This is a genomic window from Deinococcus seoulensis (genome assembly GCF_014648115.1).
In the GTDB taxonomy this organism is placed as follows: Bacteria; Deinococcota; Deinococci; order Deinococcales; family Deinococcaceae; genus Deinococcus; species Deinococcus seoulensis.
The window spans coordinates 26,805-48,198 of sequence record NZ_BMQM01000009.1 but is presented as its reverse complement, the minus strand read 5'-3'; the positions used below and the strand labels follow the sequence as shown (position 1 = coordinate 48,198).

The following is a 21,394-nucleotide window of genomic DNA, read 5'->3' as shown; positions in this document are numbered from 1 at the left end:
ACGTGGAGTTGGCAACCCGGTGCCCTCCCGGGTTGTCAACGAAATAAACGGAATCCGTGTCACGTGCCCTTCCCGTAGGAGGTCTGTCGCAGGTCACCCACGAAGCCGCGCTGTCCGGCGGCGGCGCGGATGCCCTGGCTGATGTGGAAGGTGGAGGTGCTGCCGCTCTTGCCCTCAAAGCCGGTGCTGGCGTCGCCCTGTTCGAGGCTGACCTTGATGATGGACCGCACGGGCGTGCCGTCGGGCATGAACAGCGTGAACTGCTGCTCCATGCTCTTGATGACCGCCTGGAAGTGCCAGGTGGACCCCCACTGGAACAGCACCATGGGCGGGCGTTTCTTTTCCACGCCGGACCCCTTGGCCGTCTCGGAGGTCTGGGGGTCCATGCGGGTCAGGTCCCACAGCGGTTTGGTGTACCGGCGGACGTCCTCGACCATTCCGGCCGACTGGCGGCGGGCGTACGTGTCGAAGAACAGTTCGAGGGTCATGGTGGCGGGCTGCCCGCCCCGGAAGACCTTGTTGGCGCTGTCGCCGGTGTCGGTGGTCTGGTTGTCGTACTGGACGCTGCGGGTGATGGTGTACTCGCGCGGGTTGAACATGCACTCGATGGGCGTGCGCTGGTTGCTGTTCTCGTCGATGGGAACGATCTGGGCCTTGGTGAACTGTCCGCCGGTGCCGCCTGCTGACGTGATGCTCATGGGGTTCCTCCGTGGTCGGTGGGTGAGGGCGCGGTGAGGGGATGGGACGGGCTTCAGCGGCAGTCGGCGGGCTGCTGGACGGTGGGACGGTACGCGCACCAGCGTTCGCTCTGGCCCTGCAGGGTGTATGGCCCGCGCAGGATCTTGCGGCCCGCGTCGATGGACGCCACGATCTTGAAGGTGTCGAGTTTCGGTGAGGTGATGGTCAGGGTGCCGCCGCTGAAGATCACGTTGATGGGCAGGTCCGGGATGTCGTCGCGTTCGCTGGCGAAGGTGCCGGTCGCGCGGCGGCCCTCGATGTTGTAGAAGGTCAGGTACCCGAACGGGTGCGTCCAGGAGCCGATCAGGTCGCTGTACTCGCTGACCTGCGTGGCGGCGCTGGTGACCGTGACGGTGACCGGTTCGCTGCGCACGTTCCCGGCGACCAGGGTGTAGGTGGTGGTCTGGGCGGGGCTGACCCGCAGGATGCCGCTGCTGCGCAGACTGCCGCCCGCGCCCTCGATGGTCACGGAGTCGGTGCCCGTGACCTTCCAGGACAGGGTGGCGCTGCCGCCCGCACGGATACTGGCGGGTTTGGCGCTGAAGTACGAGATGACCGGCGTGGCGGGCCTGGCGGGCGGGACGTTCCCGGAGTCCTGTCCGGGCGTGGTGGCCGACGTGGTGACGGTGGAGGGTTTGACGATCACGGTCCGGCTGGCCTGGGCGCTGCCGGCCGTGAGGACGAAGGTGGTGGTCTTGCCGACGTTCACGGTCGTCTCGCCAGTGGCCGCGAGGGTCTGCGGCACGCCGCTGATGCGTACGCTGCTGGCGTTACTGACGCTCCAGCGCAGGCGCACCGGTCCCGGCGCACTCAGGGCGGCGCTGGAGGCCGTGAAGCTGTTCACGCGGGCCTGCGGGGCGGGCGTGACGGTCACGGACGCGGTTTTCGTGACGTTCCCGGCACGCAGGGTGAAGGTGCGTGTGGCCTTCACGGGCAGGGTGGTGCGGCCCGTGGCGGGCCAGGACCCGTCGGTGTTCGGGCCGCGCACGCCGTCGATACGCACGGTGCTGGCGTTCCGGACACTCCAGGTCAGGACGGCCGTGCCGCCGCCCGTGAGCTGCGTGGGCGCGGCGCTGAAGGTGATGACGGGCGTGGGCGGCTTGACGCGCACCGTGACGCTCTTTTGCAGGGCGCCGACACTCAGGACGAAGGTGCGTGTCTTGGGGACGTTCAGGGTGGTACTGCCACGCGCGGGCCACTTGCCGCCGGGCAGCGGGCCGCTCAGTCCGGCGATGCGCACGGCGGGCGTGTTCGCCACGTCCCAGCTGAGCGTGACGGGGCCGGGCGCGCCCAGGTCGGTGGCGCTGGCCTTGAAGGTACGGAATTCGACCGGGCGCGGCGTGACCTTGACCGTCCGTTCGATCTCGAGTGGTTTGCCGTACTTGAGGTACAGCACCAGTCTGTAGGTGCGGGTGGTGTTGACCTTCTCGATGATCTCGCTGCCGCTGGCGTCGAACTTCCCGTTCTGCGGGCCTTTCAGCGGCAGGATCGTGACTGTCTCGAAGCCCTGCGCGTTCCAGTTGAGGGTCACGTCACCCTCCCCGACGATGGTGGCTGGCTGCGCCGTGAAGGTCACCTTTCCGGCGGCGGCCTTCTCGGCTTCGGCGGCGGCTTTCTCGGCGGCGGCGGCCGCCTCGGCTTCGGCTTTCTTGCGCTCGGCTTCCGCGTCGACGGGCGTGACCTTCAGGGGTTTCTTGACGGTCACCTGGTCCCCGGCGTCGTTGCGGGCGGTCAGGATGATGTCCACGTCGGTGGTGGGCGCGGGTTTGATGGTCTGCCCTTCCGGGGCGTTGTCCTCGGTGCCGCTGCCGTACTGCACGTTCACGCTGCTGGCGTTCTTGGTCTTCCAGCGGATCGTGAAGGTCTGATCCGAGCGCACGGTGCTGGGGTCGATCTCGAAGTTCAGGAATTCCGGGGCGGGCGAGGTGATTTCCAGGCGGGCGTTGGCGCTGTTGGTCAGGTTGTTCGCGCCGCTGGCCGTGATGGTGTAACTGGTGGATTCGCGCGGTTTGACGGTCTTCTTGCCCCTGGCGGGCACGATGCCCAGGCCCTCGATCATGACCGTGCTGGCGTTCTGCACGTTCCAGGACAGGACGGCGCTGCCGCCGCGTTCGATTTCGGCGGGTTCCAGTTTGAAGGTCTTGACCTGCGGCCCGAGCACCGTGACGCTGCGGGTGTCGGTCTCGCGTTCGGTGCCGTTCTGGGCGGTCAGGGTGAAGGTCGTGTCGCGGCTGGGCGAGAAGCGCCGCGTGCCGCTGGCCGGGACCTTCCCGAGTTCGCTGATGGTCACCTGCTGCGCGTTACGCACCTGCCAGCGGATGGTGACCTTCTGGTTCCCGGCGACGCGGGCGGGCGTGACCTCGAACGTCTGGATTTCCGGGCGGTCGAAGCGGGCCTGCACGGTCTGCGGGTTGATCACGGTGCGGCCCAGCAGCGAGCGGGCGGTCAGGGTGTACTTCTGGTCGCGGGTGATGCCGGGCACGGTCAGTTGACCGTCGCGCGGCAGGTTCCGCCCGGCCGCCCCGAGTTCCGGGATGGTGACGCGGGTGGCGTTCTGGGTGTCCCAGCGCAGCGTGAACGGCGTGCCGGGCCGCACGACGGTGTCGCTGTCGGCCCGGTCGAACTGCGTGATCTGCGGCGGGCGGGTCAGCAGCCAGATCAGCACGCCCAGCAGGATCAGCACGATGGGCAGCATCCACAGCGGGATCAGCGGCAGGTGGTTCAGTTCGGCGCTGGCCTGCGCGGCCGGGTGTTCGCCGCTCTCGCCGCTGGGCAGTTCCGGGAACACGTCCACGTGCATCTGATGCTGCGAGGGCGCGCCCAGCCAGCGCAGCGGCACCCGCACCTTCAGGGTCTCCTCGGCGCTCTGCCCGGCGCCCAGGGGCAGGCGGGCGGGCAGGTCGGTCACGCGGATGCGGCCCTGGCCCTGCACGGCCTGACGGGCGGCGGCCACGGCGGCGTACCGGGCCTCGGCGGTCGCCTGCCGGGCCGTTTCGCGCGCCAGTTGTGTCGGGTCGACTGGCATGCCGGTGGTCGTGACCTGCGGGACCGTCATCAGGTCGTGCAGGCGCGGCAGGATCCGCAGTTGCCCCTCGTTGTCCCGCAGGCGCGGGTGGTACGCCTCGTCGGTGTTGCCCCGGTTTTCCAGCCGCACCGTGTACCGCGCGTGCCGCCACGTGCGGCGCACGGGGGGCAGCATGGTGGCGACCAGTTCATGGAACGGCTCGACCGTCACGGCCAGCGGGGCCTGCCCGGTCTGCGCGGGGTCCTCGCGCGAGTGGGCGACGACGGTCACGTCGTAGTCCCCGGCGCGGCTGTCGCTGTGGCGGGGGGCCAGCAGGGTCAGGGTCGCGCCGCCCTGCATGCCGGGGTTCAGTTGCACCTCGGTGTGCGCGCCCTGCACCCACTCGGCCGGAATGCCGCGCAGGTCCACCCGGAAGTGATCCACGGTGGGGCCGGTGTTCGCCAGCATGACGTGCAGGGTCAGCGGCGTGCCCGGCGTGAGGGTCACGCGGTCCCGTTCGGGTTTCACGACGATGCGGGGCCGCGCCGGGGCCTGCTGGGGTTCCAGCAGCACCAGCCAGTAGGGCCGCAGGTACAGCGGCGTGCGGTACGGCCAGCGCAGGCGGGTCATGGGCGTCAGGGGCAGGCCGTCCATGACCGTGCCGTTCGTGGCGGTCAGTTCGGTCACGTGCGCCTGCCCGCCCGTGAATTCCACGTTCAGGTGGTGGCGGCTCACGCCGACATGCTCGAGTTTAACGGCGTTGTCCGGCGCGCGGCCCACCGTGAAACTGGCCTGCGTGACCGGGTCGCTGCGCAGCAGTTCCAGGCGTTCGCTGAACACCAGCAGGGTCGGTTCCGGGCCACTGGCGTGCCCGTCCAGGCCCGGCGCGGGCGGCATGACCGGCAGGGCACTCAGGCGCACGGTGGGTTCCGGCCCGCCGGGCATCAGGCCGTTCAGGACTTCCTGTAGCGCCGCTTCCAGTGCCGGCGCGCCCGCGTAACGGTCCTGCGGGTCCTTGGCGAGGCAGGTCAGGATGATCTCCTCGAGGGCCGGAGGCAGGTCGGGGCGCAGCAGGCTGGGCTGGCGCGGCGCGACGTGCTGGTGCTTCTCGAGCGCCTCGGCCGCGTCGCGGATGTCGAAGGGCACCAGTCCGGTCAGCAGTTCGTACAGGATCAGGCCCAGCGCGTACAGGTCGGTGCGCAGCTCGTTGCGGATGCCGCGGCACTGCTCGGGGCTCATGTACGCCAGGGCGTTCACGACGGCGCGGTCGTGCGTGCCGTAACTCCCGGCGCGCAGTTCGGCCAGCCCGAAATCCGAGAGTTGCGTGACGTACCCGGTGTGGCCCAGCAGGGTCCGGCCGGGTTGCAGGATCAGGTTCTCGGGTTTCAGGTTGCCGTGCATCAGGCCCTGGTCGTGTGCGTACGCCAGTCCGGCGGCCGCCTGGCGGATCAGGTCCACGGCCGTCACGACCGGCAGCGGCTGCGCGGCGCGGGCCTGCCCCTGTAGCAGCTGGCGGGCGCTGCCCTGCTGGCCCAGGTCCATGGCGTAGAAGGCGCGGCGGTCGCGTTGTTCAAGGGCGCCGGTGGGCAGGATGTTCGGGTGGCGCAGCGAGCCGACTTTCAGCAGCAGCCGCTCGAGCTGCATGATCAGGAAGGACTGGCCGCTGCTGGCGTCGTCCAGGATGCGCAGGGCGACCTCGCGGTTCTCGTCGAGGTCGGCGGCGGCGTGGACCGGCCCGAGCCAGCCTCCGCCGAGCAGCCGTCCCAGCTGGTAGTGGTGGAAGATGCGGTCGGTCATGCGGTACCTGCCTGCGGGCCGCCCGGCCCGGTGGGAGTGGTCTGGTCTGGGGTGTGGCCTGGGGTCTGGCCTGGGGGCGTGGGCGCGTCCACGAACTCCACCGTGACCCGCGTGTGCGCCGGGGCGTGTCGCTGCACGAACTCCGTGATGGCCTCGCGGCTGGCGGTGTCGTCGCCGTCCGGCGAGTCAAGCAGCGTGACGCGCAGCGTGTGCGGCTGCGCGGAATCCTCGCTCAGCACGGGCGTCAGGCCGAACACGGTTTCCAGGGCGCGGCTCAGGCCGTAGCGGGTGCCGCGCCAGCGGTACAGCGTGACCGCCTCGCGCAGCCACGCCCGCTGCCGCGCCTCGGGCCAGTGCGGGTCCAGCGGCACGCCCAGCCACCCGGCCATCCAGCCGAGCAGTTGCGGCGGCGACACGCGCGGATCAAAGTGCAGGTCCACGCTGTCCTGGCGGCGCTGCATGGGTTCCCACACGGCCTCCAGGATTTTTAGGAAGCGGCCCAGGAACTCGGATTCCTGAAAGTACGGCGGCAGGAACGACGTGTACAGTCCGGCCCCGCCGGGCGGCGGCAGCGGCGCCGGGAACGTCGGGATGGGCGGCCGGGCCGGGTGGGCGGCCAGGGTGCCCTGCACGTCCGTGCGGCCCTGCGGGGGTTCGGGGGGCGCGGCGACCGACTCGCTGAGGAACGCGACCGTGAACGGCCCGATCTGGATCTCGTCGCCGTGCGTCAGGCGCCAGGGCTGGTTGGGCGTCAGGCGGCGTCCGTTCACGAAGGTGGCGGCCTCGCCGCCGGTCAGGTCGGTCAGCAGCAGCGCGCCGCCCTCCACGCTGATCTCGGCGTGCCGGACGGCCACGCTGGGGTCGCGCAGCGGCAGGCCGTTGTCGGGCGTGCGGCCGATGGACAGCTGGCGCATCCCGAGGTTCAGGGTGCGCAGCACGTCCCCGCGCTGCCGGACCTGAAGTTGCGGCATCAGTGATCCACCCGCACCACGTGCACGTCCGAGACGATCAGCGCCTGCGGAGGCAGCGGCAGGCTGCCGGTGATGGTTTCGCGCTGCTGCGGCTGGCCGGGTTCGGTCAGGACGACCTGCACGTCCTCGGCGACCTCCACGCCGCTCACGCCGCGCAGCAGGCCGTACAGTTCGCTGAGGCTCAGGGTCCGCCCGAACGGCCAGCCGCGCCCGTCCGGGCCGCCCGTGTAGGGGTTCAGGTAGCGGTACAGCGCCTGCGTGGCGCGGCGGCGCACGTCCTCGCGGGCGGGGCGGCTGGCCCCGGCGTACGCGCGGATGGTGGCGGTCACGCTGACCCACACGTACTGCGGGGCGCGCAGGTCCAGGGTCGTGCCGACCGGGCGGCGCAGGTCCAGGTCCTCCTGCACGGCCCCGCGCAGTTCGGCGCTCAGGGTCAGGCGTTCCGGCGCGATGCGGGCGCTCAGCGGAGCGAACGGGTCGGCGCTGTCGTCGCCCCGCGTGATCTGATCCTCGAAGGACACGCTGGGCAGCACGGCCAGCGTCACCTGTCCGGGCGGGACGTTCAGGGCGCGCAGTTGCCCCGGGTACGTCTGGCCGGGCGCGGCCATGTTCGGCGTGACGCAGCGGGCGCGGGCGACGCCCGGCACCTGCGCCGCGAGGTGCTCGTAATCGTCGGCGGTGACGGCGCGGGTGCGGGTGTGCAGCAGCGTCGGCACGCGCTGAATGGCGTCCTCGAGCAGTTGCCCGTTGCGGCCCCCGGCGGCCGGGGCGTGGTTGGTCACGCGGGCCACGTACGGGATGCTGCTTTTCAGGACGGTCAGCGTGCGGGCCGGGACGTTCCCGCTGGCCCCGCCGCCGTACTGGTAGCGGCGCATGCGGACCGTGGCGTCCTGCGCCGGCACCGCGCCGAAGCGGTACACGCTGCCGTCGGGTTGCAGGATGCTGGGCCCGAAGGCGACCTCGCCGCTGCCGGTGTCCAGTGTGAAGTGCCGGTCGTCGGGCGTGGACGCCGAGAAGTCCGCGACCGGCGCGTAGATGTGCGCCTCGCCTTCCGGGGTCATGACCTCGATCACGTCGCGTTCCGGGTCGAGGTTCAGGACCGGGCCGCGCAGCAGCCGGAACCGCTGGCCCGGCACGCCGCTGCTCTGGCCCAGCAGTTCGCCGCGCACGATGGTCGCGTGGCGGGCGGGGACCGTGACGCCGCGCGCGTCGATCTGCAACGTTTCGAGGTCCGGGCTGACCTTGTACCCGGCGTGCATCTGTTCGTTCGTCAGGCGGCAGCGCAGCCAGTAGCCGCTGGTGTCGAAGAACACGCCCTCGCGCATGGTCGGCAGCCGCAGGATCAGTTCGCCGCTCACGTTGAAGGCCTGGGTGCCGTCGTACTCGACCTCGCAGGTCGCCCAGCGGCCCACGCCTCCCTGCCACGCCTCCCACACGTACGGCGGGTGGTTGGGGTTCACGCCCGCCCCGCCCGCGAGTTCCACGCCGAAGATCAGGGCCAGCACGTGATCGCTGTGGTCCCCGGCCAGCTGCACGAACAGCGCGTCACCGGGACGCGGTTCCGGCTGGAAGATCGGGAAGCGGTGCCCCGGCAGGCCCAGCTGCGCCAGGTCGTGCTGCGTGCCCGCGTGCCCGCTGCCCTGCGGCCCGGCGGTGACGCCGCCGTCCGCGCCGGTCTGCCCGTCGCTGTCCATCCGCACCTGCGCCAGGGTGTTCGCGCTGAACAGGCCCAGCAGGGTCGGCGGGCGGACCACGCCGCCGCGCTCGGTGGAGAACACGATCGCCTCGTTCACCTCGGTGCGCAGCGTGGCGACCTCGGTGCCGGCCGCGATGGCCAGCGGCGTGTCCTGCGGGGCGCTGAGGTAGAAGGTGACGGGCGCGCCGGCCGCGCGGGGCGGGGCCAGCTGCACGCCGATCATGTCCAGGAACGCGATCAGCAGTTTGTCCGGCACCTGGTTCACGCGGTACAGCAGCAGATCCGTCATCCAGGCGAAGATCTCGATGATGGCGATGCCGGGGTCGCTGGCGTTGTGGTCGGTCCATTCCGGGCAGTACTGCGGAATCAGTCGGCGCGCCTCGTCGAGAATGTCATCGAAGCGGCGGTCGTCGAGGTTCACGGTCGGTAGGGGCACGGCGGGTTCTCCAGGGTGAGGAAAGTTGAGGCGGGCGCGGCGGCCCGGTTGGGACGGGGTGGGTCGGGATCGGGCGGGGCGGGGGCAGTCGGAGCGGGGGCAGTTGGGGCGGGCGTTACAGGGAGCGGTAGAACGGGAAGACCAGCGAGCGCGGCTCCGGGTTGCCCTTCAGGCGGTAGCGGATGTCCACGACGATGCGTGAGGTGTCCTGGCCGTCCAGTTGCGCCTGCACCTGCTCGACTTCGATGCGGGGCTCCCAGGCGCGCAGGGCCTCGTCCACGTAGTACGACGCGAGGCCCAGCGTGGTCGCGTCGCCCGGCGCGAACACCAGTTCGTGAATGCGGCAGCCGTACTCGGGCCGCATGACCCGCTGGCCGCGCGCGGTCATCAGCAGGCTCAGGATCGCCTGCGTCACGGCCCGCTCGCCGGACACCATGGACAGTTGCCCGCGCGGGTTCACGCCGATCGGGAAGGCCACGCCGGTGCCGAGCACGTCGGCCGGTGAACGCAGCGGCGTGCCGGGCAGCGCGCCCGGCGCGGACTGCGCCGTGGAGTGCGGGGCATTCAGGGGCGGTCTGGACTGGGTCACCGGGGGCCTCCTGCGCGGTGTGCCGGGTGGGGGGCGGACCAGAGTGGATCGGCGGAACGGACGGAACCGGCGGCACTGTAACTCAGGCCGGGCCGCCGCGTGGGCAAGGTTGCGGCGGGGCGGGTCACGCAGGTCACGCGGTCCCCGGTTCGGCCGCCTGAGGGGTCAGGGCCGGAAGTGCCCGTGGGCCGGGCGCGGTGGGTTGATCGGTGGAGTCGTGGGCCGGGAGGGTCAGGGCGCGGCCGTCGAGGGTCAGGACGCGCAGTTGCTGCACCTCGCTGCGGCTGACGTTCAGATGCACGAGGCCCGCCTCGTCGCTGAAGGCGCGCACGCTGCCGTCGCCGCCCTCGCTGCGGACCAGGGCGTCCGCGATGGGCTGCCCGAGTTCGTCCAGCAGGTGCCAGCTGCTGCGAATGCGGCGCGAGACGGGGGGTTGCTCGCCGGGCGTGGCCTGCGCCCGGAAACTCAGGTCGCGTTCCAGGACCATGGGCGAGCGGGTCGTGACGCCCAGGTCGAGCGGGACGGTCACGGTGTAGTTCAGGTGGGGCCGCACGGTCTGTCCCAGACTGCTGAACACGCCGCTGCTGGTGTCGCCGGGCGTGATCTGGCCCAGGATGCCCAGGCCGGTGGCGCGGGCCGTAGCAGGCAGGTAGCGGTCCTCCCACTCGTCCTGGCGCATCAGGGCGGCCAGCACGCGCCACAGCACCTGCCACTCGTCGCGGCCCAGTTCGTCCAGTTGCGCCTTGAAGAACACCGTGACCAGAAACCGCAGGTCCATGCGGCGCGGGGCCAGGGTGCGGGCCACGCCCAGCCCGGTGGGCGCGTGCGTGAATTCCATGGACCGCAGCGAGGCGTTCTCGCGCAGGTCGTGCATGAAGAAGTTCAGGGTGGGACGGGTCAGGCCCGACACCCAGGCGGGTGTGGGCGCGGCGAAGCGGATGTCCAGCGCGTCGCGCGGCAGACCCGCCTCGGTATAGACAAGTTCTTTCAGGGACTGCTGGATTTCGTCGATCACGCGGCGCACTCCCGTCCGTGCACGCGGGCCGACGCCAGCGCCCCCACGGCTGCCACCACCGGGGGCGTTGTGGAGTTTCGCACTGAGATCTGTCGTCCTGGAGCGGTAATTTTCAAGTTTATCCCTCGGCGCTGAATGAATGACTGGTCAGTATAGAACCCGGCCCCCGCCCGCGTCTGCTCAAGTTCGCTTGAGCCCAAACCGGGCGTCTGCAATGTTGGGTATCTCACACCCCACGGGCGCCGCCACACCCGGCCGACGCCCCCCTACCCCTGCCCCGCACTCCGGAGGAATCCATGCCCGAATACCTGTCCCCAGGCGTCTACGTCGAAGAAACCCAGAGCGGCCCCCGCCCGATCGAGGGCGTCAGCACCACCACCGCCGCGTTCGTCGGCTTCGCACCCAACGGCCCCGCCAACACCCCGGTGTTCGTCGCCAACTGGCAGAAGTTCAAGGAGATCTTCGGGACCGTCACCGCCAGCGGCGAACGCGACCCCTTCATGGACGGCGCGTACCTCGCGCAGACCGTGTACGCGTACTTCAACAACGGCGGCACCCGCTGCTACGTCGTGCGCCTCGTGCCCACCCAGCCCGACGCCAAGGGCGCGCGCACCGTCGAGGCCGCCCGCCCGCTGCAACTGCCCAGCCGCGCCAGCAAGGCCGTACCCAGCCTCAGCATCGTCGCCCGCGACGGCCGCCAGAGCGACATCCAGATCGAAGTCCTCGCCCCGGACCCCGTCAAGACCGAACAGGCACCCAAAGGCAAGGACGGCAAACCCGCCGATGGTGGCGGCGGCGCCACCCCCGACGAGGGCACCGACGGTCTGTTCACGCTGCGCGTCTCCCGCAACGACGTGACCGAAACCTTCCCGAACGTCTCGATCGGCAAGAAGCACAGCCGCAGCGTCGCGGACGTCATCAACCGGGAAAGCACCCTGATCACCATCGAGGAAGCCAGCGCCACCGGCCCGCTCGTGGAACGCGCCCCCGAAATCGGCAGTTACGTGCTGCAGGCCCACAGCAACGTGATCGAGGAAGGCCGCGAACTCAAGGGACAGGACTTCGTGGGCAGCGTGGACAGCCGCAGCGGCATCGAGAGCCTCGAAATCGCCGAGGAAGTCAGCATGATCGCCGTGCCCGACCTGATGAGCGCCTACCAGGCCGGCATGATCGGCGCGGACGGCGTGAAGGCCGTGCAGCGCGCCCTGATCGACCACTGCGAACGCAACGCCAACCGCATCGCGCTGCTCGACACCCCCCCGGACCTGACCCCGCAGCAGGCCGTGCAGTGGCGCAACGTCGAAACGAACTTCGACTCCAGCTACGCCGCCATGTACTACCCCTGGGTCAAGATCGAAGGCCCCGACGGCAGCCCCATGATGGTCCCGCCCAGCGGCTTCGTGGCCGGCATCTACGCCCGCAACGACGTGGAACGCGGCGTACACAAGGCACCCGCCAACGAGGTCGTGCGCGGCATCATCGGGCCGGCCCTGCAGATCACCAAGAGCGAACAGGACATCCTGAACCCCATCGGCGTGAACTGCATCCGCGAGTTCCCAGGTATGGGCGTGCGCGTCTGGGGCGCCCGGACACTGTCCAGCAACGCCCAGTGGCGCTACGTGCCGGTCCGGCGCCTGTTCAACTACGTCGAGAAGAGCATCGAACGCGGCACCCAGTGGGCCGTGTTCGAACCCAACGACGAGAACCTGTGGTTCCGCATCCGCCGCGACATCAACTCCTTCCTGACCAGCGTCTGGCGTGACGGCGCCCTGTTCGGCAACACCACCCGCGAGGCCTTCTACGTGAAGTGCGACGCCGAACTGAACCCCGACGAGATCCGCGACCGTGGCGTGCTGCAGGTCGAGATCGGCCTTGCGCCCGTCAAACCCGCCGAATTCATCGTGTTCCGCTTCAGCCAGTACGCGGGCGGCGGACAGTAAGACAGCTGTTACCTGACCACCCCCTCCCCCACCACGCTCCCCTCATTCCCTCACCGGAGGTATTCATATGACCGCACCCACCCGCAAGGACCCCCTCGTTGCCGCCTACTTCAGCGTTCAGTTCGACAACAAGGTCGTCGGCGCGTTCCGCGAATGCACCGGCCTGGGCAGCGAAAGCCAGGTTGTCGAGTACCGCGCCACCGACGCCAAGGGCCGCGCCGTCCTGATCCGCGAACCCGGCACCATGAAGTACAACGACATCGTCCTCAAGCGCGGCATCACCAACGACATGGACATGTGGGAATGGCGCCAGCAGGTCGAGGAAGGCAACATGGACGAAGCCCGCCGCAGCGGCACCATCACCCTGCACAACCAGAAAGGCGAACCCGTCGCCGCCTGGACCTTCGAGCGCGCCTGGCCCAGCAAACTGAACGGCCCCACCTACGACGCCAAGAGCAACGAGGTCGCCATCGAGGAACTGACCATCACGCACGAAGGGTACAAGCGCGTCCCCGCGGGCAGCTAAGCACCCGTGACCCGGACTGACGCGTGAACGAACTGACATTCATGCTGCCCGCCGGACTGCACACGTCCGACGGGCAGGTTCACCGGGGCGGCGTCATGCGCCTCGCCACCGCCCTCGACGAGATCGAACCGCTGGGCGACCCGCGCGTGCAGCGCAACGAGGCGTACTACCCGCTGCTGCTGCTGGCCCGCGTGATCACGCGCCTCGGGCCGTTCTCACCCGTGACACCCGACGTGCTGGGCGTGCTGCCCGCCGCCGACTTCGCGTACCTGCAATCGCTGTACGCCCAGATGAACACCGCCCCCACCCTCGCGCTGCCCCCGCAGTCCGCGCCGCCCGCCGCGCCGCCTACCTGGAACGCCGCGCCCACACCGGCCTTCACGGACGGTCAGATCGAGACGGAATGCCCGCACTGCGGCGCGATCCTGGAACTCGACCTGAGCGCCGACCTGGAACAGGGCGTTCCCTCATGACCCCCCCCGCACGCCCACCACACCCGGCCCCACCACACCCAGCCCCGCCCCGCCCGACCGGCGCGGCGGGCGAAGCCGTCCCGGTCGGGTCGCGCGCCCAGACGACCGCGGACATCGACCTGGACGAGGTGACGCGCCGCGTGTACCGGCTGTTACAGGACGACCTGCGCCTGGACCTGACCCGCAACGGACGCTGATACGGACTGCCGTTCAACCGGAGTCCGTACGACACCCCACCCAGGAGACCGCCGATGACCTTCCGCTCCAATGTCAGTTTCAACCGGGGACGCCCGCGCGTGACCGCCTCCCTGAGCCTCGGGCCGCTGGGACAGGTGAACTTCAGTGCCGGGTTCGACCTCCGCAACCCCACCAGACCGAACCTGCCGCGCCCGGTCGCGCCGTCCGAACTGACCATGACGCACGCCACCCGCTTCAAGACCATCACGCCGCAGCAGACGTCGCTGCACGTCCTGAGCAACCACCGCTACCAGGTGTCCATCGACGGACTGGAACACGCCGCGTTCAGTGAGGTCAGCGGGCTTCAGGTCGAGACCGAGACCATGGACTTCATCGAGGGCGGCGTGAACGACCGCGTGCTGCGCCTGCCCGTGCGTTCAAGGGTGGGGAACCTGATCCTCAAGCGCGGCATGGTCTCCGGGAACGAACTGCTCGAATGGCACCTGAACATCGTGCAGGGCTACCTGGACGTGCGCAACATCACAGTGACCGTGTACGACCACCCCACCGGCGCCCGCGACAGCGGCGGCACCTACCGCACCGCCGACCCGAAAGTCCGGATGCGGTTCGAACTGCTGCAGGCGTACCCGGTCAAGTGGAGCGGCCCCACCTTCTCCGGAAACGGGGACGCCGTCGCCGTCGAATCGCTGGAACTCGCGCACGCCGGGTTCCTGCAACTGAGCCGCTGAGCCGCGCTCATCCTTTCCCCCGAACAGACCTGCGGCCCGGCCACCCACTCCGCCCGGCCCCGTGAAGGAGTCCAGTGAGTATCTTCGACGAGCGGCTGCGCCGCCTGAAACACGCCTCGCAGATGGCCGTCACCCGGCGCGACCATCCCCGGAGTGACGCGGCCCTCGCGGCGAACCCCACCCTGACCCTGAACCCCCCGAGCCCCCTGAGTCCCCTGAGTCCCTGGTCGCCCGTGACGCCCTTCACGCAGCCCGCCGTGCCCGGCCATCTGCCCGGCCATCCGCTCAGCCGCGCCCGCAGCGGGCCGCGCCGCGTGCCTGCCCGGCTGCTGTCGGCCCCGCCCGGCGCGGTCACACCCACCCCGGACGACCTGCCGCAGTGGTCACCGGCCGCCACCCCCGATCTGTTCGTGCCCGGCCCGGCGCCGCGCAACACCGACAACCACGCGGCCGAGTGGGCCGCCGGGTGGGCCGCCGCACCGGCCGTCAACGATCCGTACGGCGATTACGAGGACGCCCTCGCGGCCGGGCTGAGCCCACTGCCCCCGCTGGGCGCGCTGCCCCCGGAACCACTGCCGGACCGGGCCGCGCCCCGTGAGGCCGACGCGCACCGCCCGGCCCCGCTGCGCCCCGCGTCGTTCCTGGAAACCATGGCCCTGAACGCACCGCCCCCGGAACCGGATGCGGCCACCGAGAAGACCCCGGATACGTTGCCCGCCACCGAACCCGCTCCTGAACCCAGCACGGAACCCCAGGCCGGGAGCACAGGCCCGCAGGTGACTGGCCCCCAGGTGCCCGGCCCGCAGGTGAATGCACCCCAGGTGAATGGCCCGGCGCAACCGCACACGGAGCTGCCCCAGACCACGCCACCCAGCCCGGCGCCACCCATCACGGGTCTGCCCATCGCGGCTCTGCCCGACCCGGTAACGCCCGGCCCGGAAGCGCCGCGCCCCCCGGCACCGCAGGCGACCGGCGCGCAGGCAATCACCCGCACCGAGACAGCACCTGAAACCGGGGCAGCCACCGAAATCGAGGCAAGCACCGGAACGCCCGTCACCGGAACGCCAGTCACCGAAACGCAAGACGCTGGAACACGCGTCACTGGAACGGGAACCACCAGCGAACCCCGCGCCGACCGCAGCGAACCGGCGGCCCCCGCACCGGCTGCACCCGCCCCCTCCGGGAAACGGGACGGAAGCGACCAGCCGCCCCGGCCCGCGACCCCGGCCGCGCCTGAACCGTCCCGCACACCCGCGCCGGACGCGACGGCCGGTGAACCCACGGACGAGGACGGGCCGCCGCTGGTGTTCCCGGACGTGCTTCCGCCGGACGTGCGTGAACAGCAGGAACAGGAACGCCGCGAGCTGGAGCGACTGCTGCGTTCCGGGAACAACGACATTCCGGTGCGACTGCCGCGCCGACCGCGCCCGCAGGCGGCGCCCATCGTCGCGCCGAAGGTCGAGGAGGAAGTGAAGCCCGCGCCGCCCATCCCGCAGGACGTCTCGCAGAACATCCTGGCGCGCCTGAACCGCTTCGCGGAACTGGAGGAACGCGGCGAGATCGAGAGTTCCGCGCTGGGAGCCGGGCAACTGCACGCCTGGCAGGACCACCATCCGGAACGCAACGTGAGTGCGCCCGGCGCGGCGGAACCCGACCTGACGGACCGCGCCGCGCCCACCCAGGCACGCGCGGACCAGCCGGGCACGCGCGGCAGCGTCACGCCCCGCCTGCGCGCCCGCGCCAGCCGCTCCGGCCGGAACGCCCGCACCCCGGACGGCGGCCCGGCCGACCCGGACGAGGAACCGGACACAGCGGGTCACACGCCCGGTCAGCCCGCTGCCAGCGCCCCCATGCTCGGCGCACCCGTGCCCAGCGAACCGGCACCCAGTGAGCCGGTGCCCAGTCCCACTGTATCTAGCCTCTCTGTGCCCGACACCGCCGTGCCCGACATGCCTGGACCCGCCCAGGATGAACCCGCCGGGTCCAGCCGTGCGGAGGCCGCGCCGGTGCAAGTTCACTCTGCGGACACCAGTCTTGCGGAAATCTCCCGCCCGGCACCGACCGCGCCCAGCCCGGCCGCCGCGCTGGACAGGCTGATGCCACCGGCTGCTCCGGTTCCAGTCGCCACAGCACCGGGAGCAGACCGCAGCTCAGACGCGCCTCTCCCTGGCGGCACCCCGGTGACCCCAGCGGTTCAGGCGCCAGTTCAGGCCCCGGTGGTCGGGGTTCAGGCTGCACCATTCCCGGTGGCCGGTCAGGTGCCGCCGCACCCTGACCTCCGGCCGACCCCGGGTGTCCAGCCCGGCCCGGTCGGGCGGCCCGGAACGCAGCCGGAGGCCCCCTCGTCCACAGCGGCGCGGCCCGCAGCGGTGCGCCCCACAGCCGATGAGGGCCTGCCCGGCGAGGCTGTACCTGTCCTGCCCGGGTCGGGCACGCCCCGTTCAGAGGGGATGGACCGCGCGCCCCTGCCTGCAATCCCCCCGCCTGCAATCCCCCTGGCGGCACGGCCCGTTCAGCGCAGCGTCCTGGAGCGGGAGGCGTTCCCCGCCCTGCCCGTGCCCATCCTGCCCGTGCCCGGCCTGCCTGCCGCGCAGGGGGTCGTCTCCGTACCGCCAGCCGCGCCCGTCGGCCGTCCGTCCGGGGCGACCCGGCGGCCCGACCGGAACGGCGTTCAGCCTCTTCCCTCCCGGACCGATCAGGTCCCGGCGAACGAGGCGACGACCGGGGCGACGACCGGGGCGGTCCCCTCGCCTGCGGGGCCTGCGGATACTGCGCCGGACTTCCCGGCCGACCGCACGCGGGAACCTGTGGCGGGTACGCACCCACCCCGGCTGCTGCCGCCCCAGCCTGCGCCGCCTCCGGCTGATCTGACACGACCCGTGCTGTCAGTGCCTCTGTCGTCAGCACCTCTGTCGTCAGCACCTCTGTCGTCTGTGCCCGTCGCCCCGGTGCCTGTCCCGGTGGTGCCTGTCCTGCCCGTGCCCGCGCATCTCACCGGCAGTGGCCCTGTGCCCGGCTGGCCGGAAGAGACCGTTGACGGACCACAGGTCACCCCCGCGCCCCTGTCACCCGAACAGTCCCACGCAGAGCCGACCGGGAGGGAGGCGGCCGCCCCTGCCACTGAACGCCCCCCCCTCCCGGAGACTCCACGACTTCCCGACCCGCCGACCGGACACCCTGCCGGGCAGGCGGGCCGGAACGCGCCGTCACCGCTGAACTGGCCAGAGGCGCCCGCCGCTCCCCAGACCGGTCCTGTGGTTCAGGCGGAGACCGCGCCGATCGCCACTGCACCGATCGCCACTGGGCCGATCACCACTGCGCCGGTGGTCACTGCGCCGGTGGTCCCTCTGCCCATCGTTCCTGGGCCGGTCATTCCTGGGCCGGTCGCTGCCGCGCCGGTTCCTTCCGACGGGCGGCCCGCCGCCGTCCGGCCAGGAGCCACGTCCGGGCCGGAGGCCGGTGATGTGCCGGGCCGTTCCCTGCGGGCAGAGCGGGCAGAACCGGCCTCAGCCCAATCTCGATCAGCCCAATCTCAATCAGCACAGTCTCGATCAGCCCAGGTTCAGCCCGTCCGGCCGGGAATTTCCTCCGCTGCACCCGCGGTGTGGGAGGGTCCGGCACGCGCCGCGCCGCGCGTGCTGCCGCGCCCGGTGAGCGCACAGCCCGCCGGGGTCGGTCCGGCCCGCACGTCCCTCAATGCGCCGCCCCTGCCCGTGCAGAGGTCGGCCCGGCCGGACGCTGCCCAGGTCCCGGTGGACGCTGAGGTGGACGCTGGCCGGTCAGCCTCCACGGTCCCAGGCCGCGCACCGACCACCCGGCCCGCTCCGGCGGTTCCGGCGCCCGAAAACCCGGACAGCCCGCCTGCCGATGCGCTGGTCACCATGCCCGTAGCTGTACAGCCCACTCCTGTGCAGCTCAGCCCTGTGCAACCCAGTCCTGTGCGGCCGCAGCTTGCCCCGGTGCAGGTGCCGGACCTGAATCCAGGGGCGGGGTCGTGGCCCGCTGGACCGGGTGGCCCTGTTGCGGTGCTCCCGGTGGCCGGGCTGCCGACCGTGTCTTCCACGGGGGTGCTGCCTGCCGGGCCGTTCCAGTCGAGTCCGGTGGGGACCGGGTATGCGGTTGATGGGCCGCTGCACCTGCCGTACGCGCGTGACCCGGACGGACAGCGCGGCCGGACGGCGCCGGTCCCGGCAGAGGCGGCGGAGGTCGTCCCGGTCCTCCCGGACGCGCCCTTCAGCGCAGCGGACGGGCGCCCCGGCACCGCCATGCAGGTGCCGTGGGTCGAGGCGGTCGTGCCGGGATTCGAGGGGCCGGGCGTGCCGGGGTCCGGGGATCGTCCGGGCGTTCAGTTCACGGCGGTTCCGGCGCCCGTGACGGCCGCAGCGGTGGGCGGGTTGACGGACAGCGTGACTGGCGGCCCGACTGGCGGCCTGAATGACGGCTGGGAGAGCACGCTGCGGGCCGCGCTGCCGTCGCTGTTCGGGCCGGGGCCGAGCATCAGGATTCCTGTGCCGGAAATACCGGGACTGGTGGGGCCGGGGCCGGAGGTGTCGGGGCCGGTGGTGTCGGGGCCGGTGGGGCCGGGCACGTCGCGGCCGGGCGTGCAGGCGGTGACGCCGCAGGGTGCGCCGCTGCACAGGGATGGGCTGCCCGGTGCCCTGTTGCCCGGTACCCTGCTGGGCGGTTCGGAGTTGGATGGGCCGCAGGCGCGGTTGCTGCGGACCTTGCAGGCGGCCGTCATCCGGGACGGGCATGGTCAGCCGTTGCCGCCGGGGGTGCAGGCGTCCCTGGCGCAGTTGATGGGTACGTCGGTGGCGGATGTGCGCGTGATCCGCAACGCGGGGGTTCCGGCGGCGTTGCGGGCCGCGCGGGCCGAGGCGCTCACGGTGGGGCGCACGGTGTTCCTGTCGCCGGACACGCCGCTGGAGTCGGCGGCCGGGCGGGCGCTGGCGGCGCATGAGGTCACGCACGCCCTGCGCCGTGACCGCGCGGGGTTCGTGCCGGAGGTGCTGCGCCGCGCGCCGGGCCGTCCGGACAGCGGGGCCGAGGAGGCCGTGGCGCTGGCGACCGAGCATGCCAGCGCCCGCCAGTCGGCGCAGGACGTGCGTGCGGGTTCCCGGCCGGGCATGAACACGTCGGCACAGTGGGCGTGGACGGTCAATCCCTTCAGGAACGACGGCCCGAGCGATGGCCCGGACGACAGCACCGACGCCCGCGCAGACGCCTCGCCCTGGTGGTCGTCGGACGTCCCGTCGCCCGCCGGGCGGGGTCCGCTGTCCGGGCAGCGCGCGCCGGAGCCTGCGCCCCCGCCGCCACTGCCGTTGCCTGCGCTGGGCATGGCTTCTGGCGGTCTGGGGTCTGCGGGCAGTCTGCTGGGCGGCGTGGTGAACGCGGCCGCCAGTGACCGGGCCGCGCCGCAGGTGCCGAAGGATACGCAGGCGGGCGCCCCGCCGGTGGGGCGGCGGGCGCAGGCTCCGGCGCAGGTGGATCTGGATCAGGTGGCGCGTGAGGTGTACGCCCGCCTGCGTGATCGACTGAGCAGTGAGTTGCGGCGGCACTGAGCGAGGGAAGCGCAGAGCGAGGCAGGCGCTGAATCCGGCGGCGCTCCCCCACGATGGCACTCCCCCACGGTAGCGGGGCGCCGCCTGTGCGGGTCAGCCGCCGATGTTCACGGTGGGCGCTCCGGCGCTGATGACGCCGCCGTGCGCGGTGCTGTCGCCCAGGCGGGCGGCGGGGCGGCCGTTGATGCGGACGGTGGCGCTGCCCTGCGCGATGGTGTCGGGCGGGCCGATGCACACGCAGGGGTCACCGGCGCGGGCGGCGGGTTGCCCGCCGATCAGGACGTTGGCGCTGCCGCCGCTGACCGGCCCGCCGACGTGCGGGGTCCAGCCCTGGAACTGGGGGCAGGTGTGGGTGTCTCCGACGCGGGCGGCCATGGGCATGCGTGCATGGTACGGCGTGTGGGGGCGTGAGGTGCGCGCAGGTGCGGTCAGGGGGTGGGGGCGCGGCGGGGCGTGTCGTGCAGGAAGCGGGCGTCGGCGCCCTGCTGCGCGACGCGGCCGAGCAGGATGGTCGTCTGGGTGGCGTTGCGGCTGAGGCGGTCGCGGTTTTGCAGGATCAGGGTGTCGCCGGGGCGCAGGCTTTCGATGGCGCGGTGCAGGACCGGGCGTTCGAGGTGGTCGCCGCTGTTGTTGTCGATGAAGATGGACTGGCACCCGGCGCTGAGCAGTTCCTTGATCTGGGTGATGGGTTGTTTCTGGGCCTGGATGGAGCGTGCGTAGCCGATCAGCATGGGGGGACCTCGGTCGTGTGGGGCGGGTGGGTGGCCGGTCTGTCGGGCCGGGCGGGGTGCAGGTCCGTGAGTGGGGGCAGGTCCGTGAGTGTACGCCCCGGAAGGGGGTGCCCGTGGGAGGCGCAGGGGTGGGTCTTCTTCATCATGCACTGCCCGGTGGGGGGGCCGGGTGGGTGGTGGGGGAGGTTGTGAGGAAGCACACACCACGCCGCCGGGTTAATGGAGTAAATACTCAGGTATGGCCCGTCCCCGCTCGATCACCGATGAACAGATTGTGGAGGCCGCGCACGAGGTCTTTCTGGAACAGGGCTTCTCGGCCACGACCGCCGCCATCGCCCGCCGCGCCGGGGTGTCCGAGGGCACGCTGTTCAACCGTTTTCCCACCAAGGAGGACCTGTTCGTGGCGGCCATCGGCCTGAGCAACTACGGCCGCTGGCGTCCGGAACTGCTCGCGCAGGTCGGCCAGGGCGAGGTGCGCCGCAACCTGGAACGCGCCCTGATGAGCGTGCTGGACGAGGCCGAACTGCTGATGCCCAAGCTGATGGTGATGTTCTCGCGCGGACACGATCCTGGTCACAACCCGCTGCTGCAACGCCTGGACGACCCGATCCGTTCGGACGCCGACGCCCTCGACACGTACCTGCAGGCCGAGGCGGGGCGTGGCCGTGTCCGTCCGCTGGACGCCTCGGTGACGGCGCTGGCCATGATGGGCGCCGTCACGCACTACATCCACCGCGAGCGGATGCTGCCGCACATGGGGCACGATTCGGTCGAGCGGGGGCGGTTCGTGCGCGGCCTGCTGGACGTCATGTGGCCGGGAATGGCGCCGTGAGCGGGTCCGGCCGGGCGGCGCCGGGGTCGCGTCATCCTTTCGGTGGGTGTCAGGCTGGGCCGGATGCGCTGTGATTCGTAAGTAAGTGTTCACTCTTTAATTCCGGCCCACCTTCACCGCCCACCGATCCCGCCACCCGTTCCGGCCGCCTCCGTCGGC

Annotated in this window: 15 protein-coding genes; 7 read left to right on the top strand and 8 right to left on the bottom strand. The window is 71.5% G+C overall.

Annotated elements, in window-relative coordinates; all coding sequences use genetic code 11:
• Window positions 1-59: 59 nt before the first annotated feature.
• The 6 genes from IEY70_RS08520 to IEY70_RS08495 all read right to left on the bottom strand — a co-directional run bounded on the left by IEY70_RS08520 (window position 60) and on the right by IEY70_RS08495 (window position 10,246).
• Window positions 60-698, bottom strand: a complete 639-nt coding sequence (locus tag IEY70_RS08520; protein WP_189064579.1) for a CIS tube protein — start codon at window positions 696-698, stop codon at window positions 60-62.
• A 53-nt stretch (window positions 699-751) separates the two neighbouring features.
• Entirely contained in the window at window positions 752-5,539 is a 4,788-nt protein-coding gene (locus tag IEY70_RS08515) for an FHA domain-containing serine/threonine-protein kinase (protein ID WP_189064578.1), read from the bottom strand.
• The gene (locus tag IEY70_RS08510) at window positions 5,536-6,510 is read right to left on the bottom strand and encodes an FHA domain-containing protein (protein ID WP_189064577.1); all 975 of its coding nucleotides are present in this window, start codon (window positions 6,508-6,510) and stop codon (window positions 5,536-5,538) included. The genes IEY70_RS08515 and IEY70_RS08510 overlap by 4 nt, the downstream gene beginning before the upstream one ends.
• Window positions 6,510-8,642, bottom strand: coding sequence for a putative baseplate assembly protein (locus IEY70_RS08505; RefSeq protein ID WP_189064576.1), 2,133 nt, complete (start codon window positions 8,640-8,642; stop codon window positions 6,510-6,512). Before IEY70_RS08505 ends, IEY70_RS08510 begins: the two co-directional genes overlap by 1 nt.
• Before the next feature lie 115 nt (window positions 8,643-8,757).
• The gene (locus tag IEY70_RS08500) at window positions 8,758-9,231 is read right to left on the bottom strand and encodes a GPW/gp25 family protein (RefSeq protein WP_229777772.1); all 474 of its coding nucleotides are present in this window, start codon (window positions 9,229-9,231) and stop codon (window positions 8,758-8,760) included.
• A 133-nt stretch (window positions 9,232-9,364) separates the two neighbouring features.
• Window positions 9,365-10,246, bottom strand: coding sequence for a Pvc16 family protein (locus tag IEY70_RS08495; protein WP_189064575.1), 882 nt, complete (start codon window positions 10,244-10,246; stop codon window positions 9,365-9,367).
• Between the two features lie 296 nt (window positions 10,247-10,542).
• On the opposite strand from IEY70_RS08495, the gene IEY70_RS08490 reads away from it, so the two are divergent.
• The 6 genes from IEY70_RS08490 to IEY70_RS08465 all read left to right on the top strand — a co-directional run bounded on the left by IEY70_RS08490 (window position 10,543) and on the right by IEY70_RS08465 (window position 19,672).
• Window positions 10,543-12,186: a phage tail sheath family protein gene (locus IEY70_RS08490; protein ID WP_189064574.1), complete on the top strand. Its 1,644-nt coding sequence runs from the start codon at window positions 10,543-10,545 to the stop codon at window positions 12,184-12,186.
• 67 nt (window positions 12,187-12,253) lie between these two features.
• Window positions 12,254-12,712, top strand: a complete 459-nt coding sequence (locus tag IEY70_RS08485; RefSeq protein WP_189064573.1) for a phage tail protein — start codon at window positions 12,254-12,256, stop codon at window positions 12,710-12,712.
• Between the two features lie 23 nt (window positions 12,713-12,735).
• The gene (locus IEY70_RS08480) at window positions 12,736-13,185 is read left to right on the top strand and encodes a hypothetical protein (protein WP_189064572.1); all 450 of its coding nucleotides are present in this window, start codon (window positions 12,736-12,738) and stop codon (window positions 13,183-13,185) included.
• Complete coding sequence (locus tag IEY70_RS08475; RefSeq protein ID WP_189064571.1) at window positions 13,182-13,382, top strand: hypothetical protein; 201 nt, start codon at window positions 13,182-13,184, stop codon at window positions 13,380-13,382. The genes IEY70_RS08480 and IEY70_RS08475 overlap by 4 nt, the downstream gene beginning before the upstream one ends.
• A 99-nt stretch (window positions 13,383-13,481) precedes the next feature.
• On the top strand, window positions 13,482-14,111 hold the full coding sequence (locus IEY70_RS08470) for a phage tail protein (RefSeq protein WP_229777771.1): 630 nt from the start codon (window positions 13,482-13,484) through the stop codon (window positions 14,109-14,111).
• Between the two features lie 74 nt (window positions 14,112-14,185).
• A complete protein-coding gene (locus tag IEY70_RS08465) occupies window positions 14,186-19,672 on the top strand; it encodes an eCIS core domain-containing protein (RefSeq protein ID WP_189064570.1) in 5,487 nt (1,828 codons plus the stop codon).
• Window positions 19,673-19,765: 93 nt separating this feature from the next.
• On the opposite strand, the gene IEY70_RS21290 is transcribed toward IEY70_RS08465, so the two are convergent.
• Both IEY70_RS21290 and IEY70_RS08455 read right to left on the bottom strand, forming a co-directional pair.
• Window positions 19,766-20,053: a PAAR domain-containing protein gene (locus tag IEY70_RS21290; protein WP_189064569.1), complete on the bottom strand. Its 288-nt coding sequence runs from the start codon at window positions 20,051-20,053 to the stop codon at window positions 19,766-19,768.
• Window positions 20,054-20,100: 47 nt separating this feature from the next.
• Window positions 20,101-20,403 carry a recombinase family protein gene (locus IEY70_RS08455; protein ID WP_189064568.1) on the bottom strand — a complete coding sequence of 101 codons (303 nt, stop codon included), beginning with the start codon at window positions 20,401-20,403 and terminating at the stop codon, window positions 20,101-20,103.
• Between the two features lie 238 nt (window positions 20,404-20,641).
• Between IEY70_RS08455 and IEY70_RS08450 the strand changes: the two genes are divergently transcribed.
• Window positions 20,642-21,235, top strand: coding sequence for a TetR/AcrR family transcriptional regulator (locus tag IEY70_RS08450; protein ID WP_189064567.1), 594 nt, complete (start codon window positions 20,642-20,644; stop codon window positions 21,233-21,235).
• Window positions 21,236-21,394: the final 159 nt, after the last annotated feature.

What these genes read in the sequence shown, in the direction of transcription:
- IEY70_RS08490 (WP_189064574.1), top strand. Translation starts at nt 10,543, where the DNA reads ATGCCCGAATACCTGTCCCCAGGCGTCTACGTCGAAGAAACCCAGAGC.
- IEY70_RS08515 (WP_189064578.1), bottom strand. Translation starts at nt 5,539, where the DNA reads ATGACCGACCGCATCTTCCACCACTACCAGCTGGGACGGCTGCTCGGC.
- IEY70_RS08475 (WP_189064571.1), top strand. Translation starts at nt 13,182, where the DNA reads ATGACCCCCCCCGCACGCCCACCACACCCGGCCCCACCACACCCAGCC.
- IEY70_RS08510 (WP_189064577.1), bottom strand. Translation starts at nt 6,510, where the DNA reads ATGCCGCAACTTCAGGTCCGGCAGCGCGGGGACGTGCTGCGCACCCTG.
- IEY70_RS21290 (WP_189064569.1), bottom strand. Translation starts at nt 20,053, where the DNA reads ATGCCCATGGCCGCCCGCGTCGGAGACACCCACACCTGCCCCCAGTTC.
- IEY70_RS08455 (WP_189064568.1), bottom strand. Translation starts at nt 20,403, where the DNA reads ATGCTGATCGGCTACGCACGCTCCATCCAGGCCCAGAAACAACCCATC.
- IEY70_RS08485 (WP_189064573.1), top strand. Translation starts at nt 12,254, where the DNA reads ATGACCGCACCCACCCGCAAGGACCCCCTCGTTGCCGCCTACTTCAGC.
- IEY70_RS08520 (WP_189064579.1), bottom strand. Translation starts at nt 698, where the DNA reads ATGAGCATCACGTCAGCAGGCGGCACCGGCGGACAGTTCACCAAGGCC.
- IEY70_RS08450 (WP_189064567.1), top strand. Translation starts at nt 20,642, where the DNA reads ATGGCCCGTCCCCGCTCGATCACCGATGAACAGATTGTGGAGGCCGCG.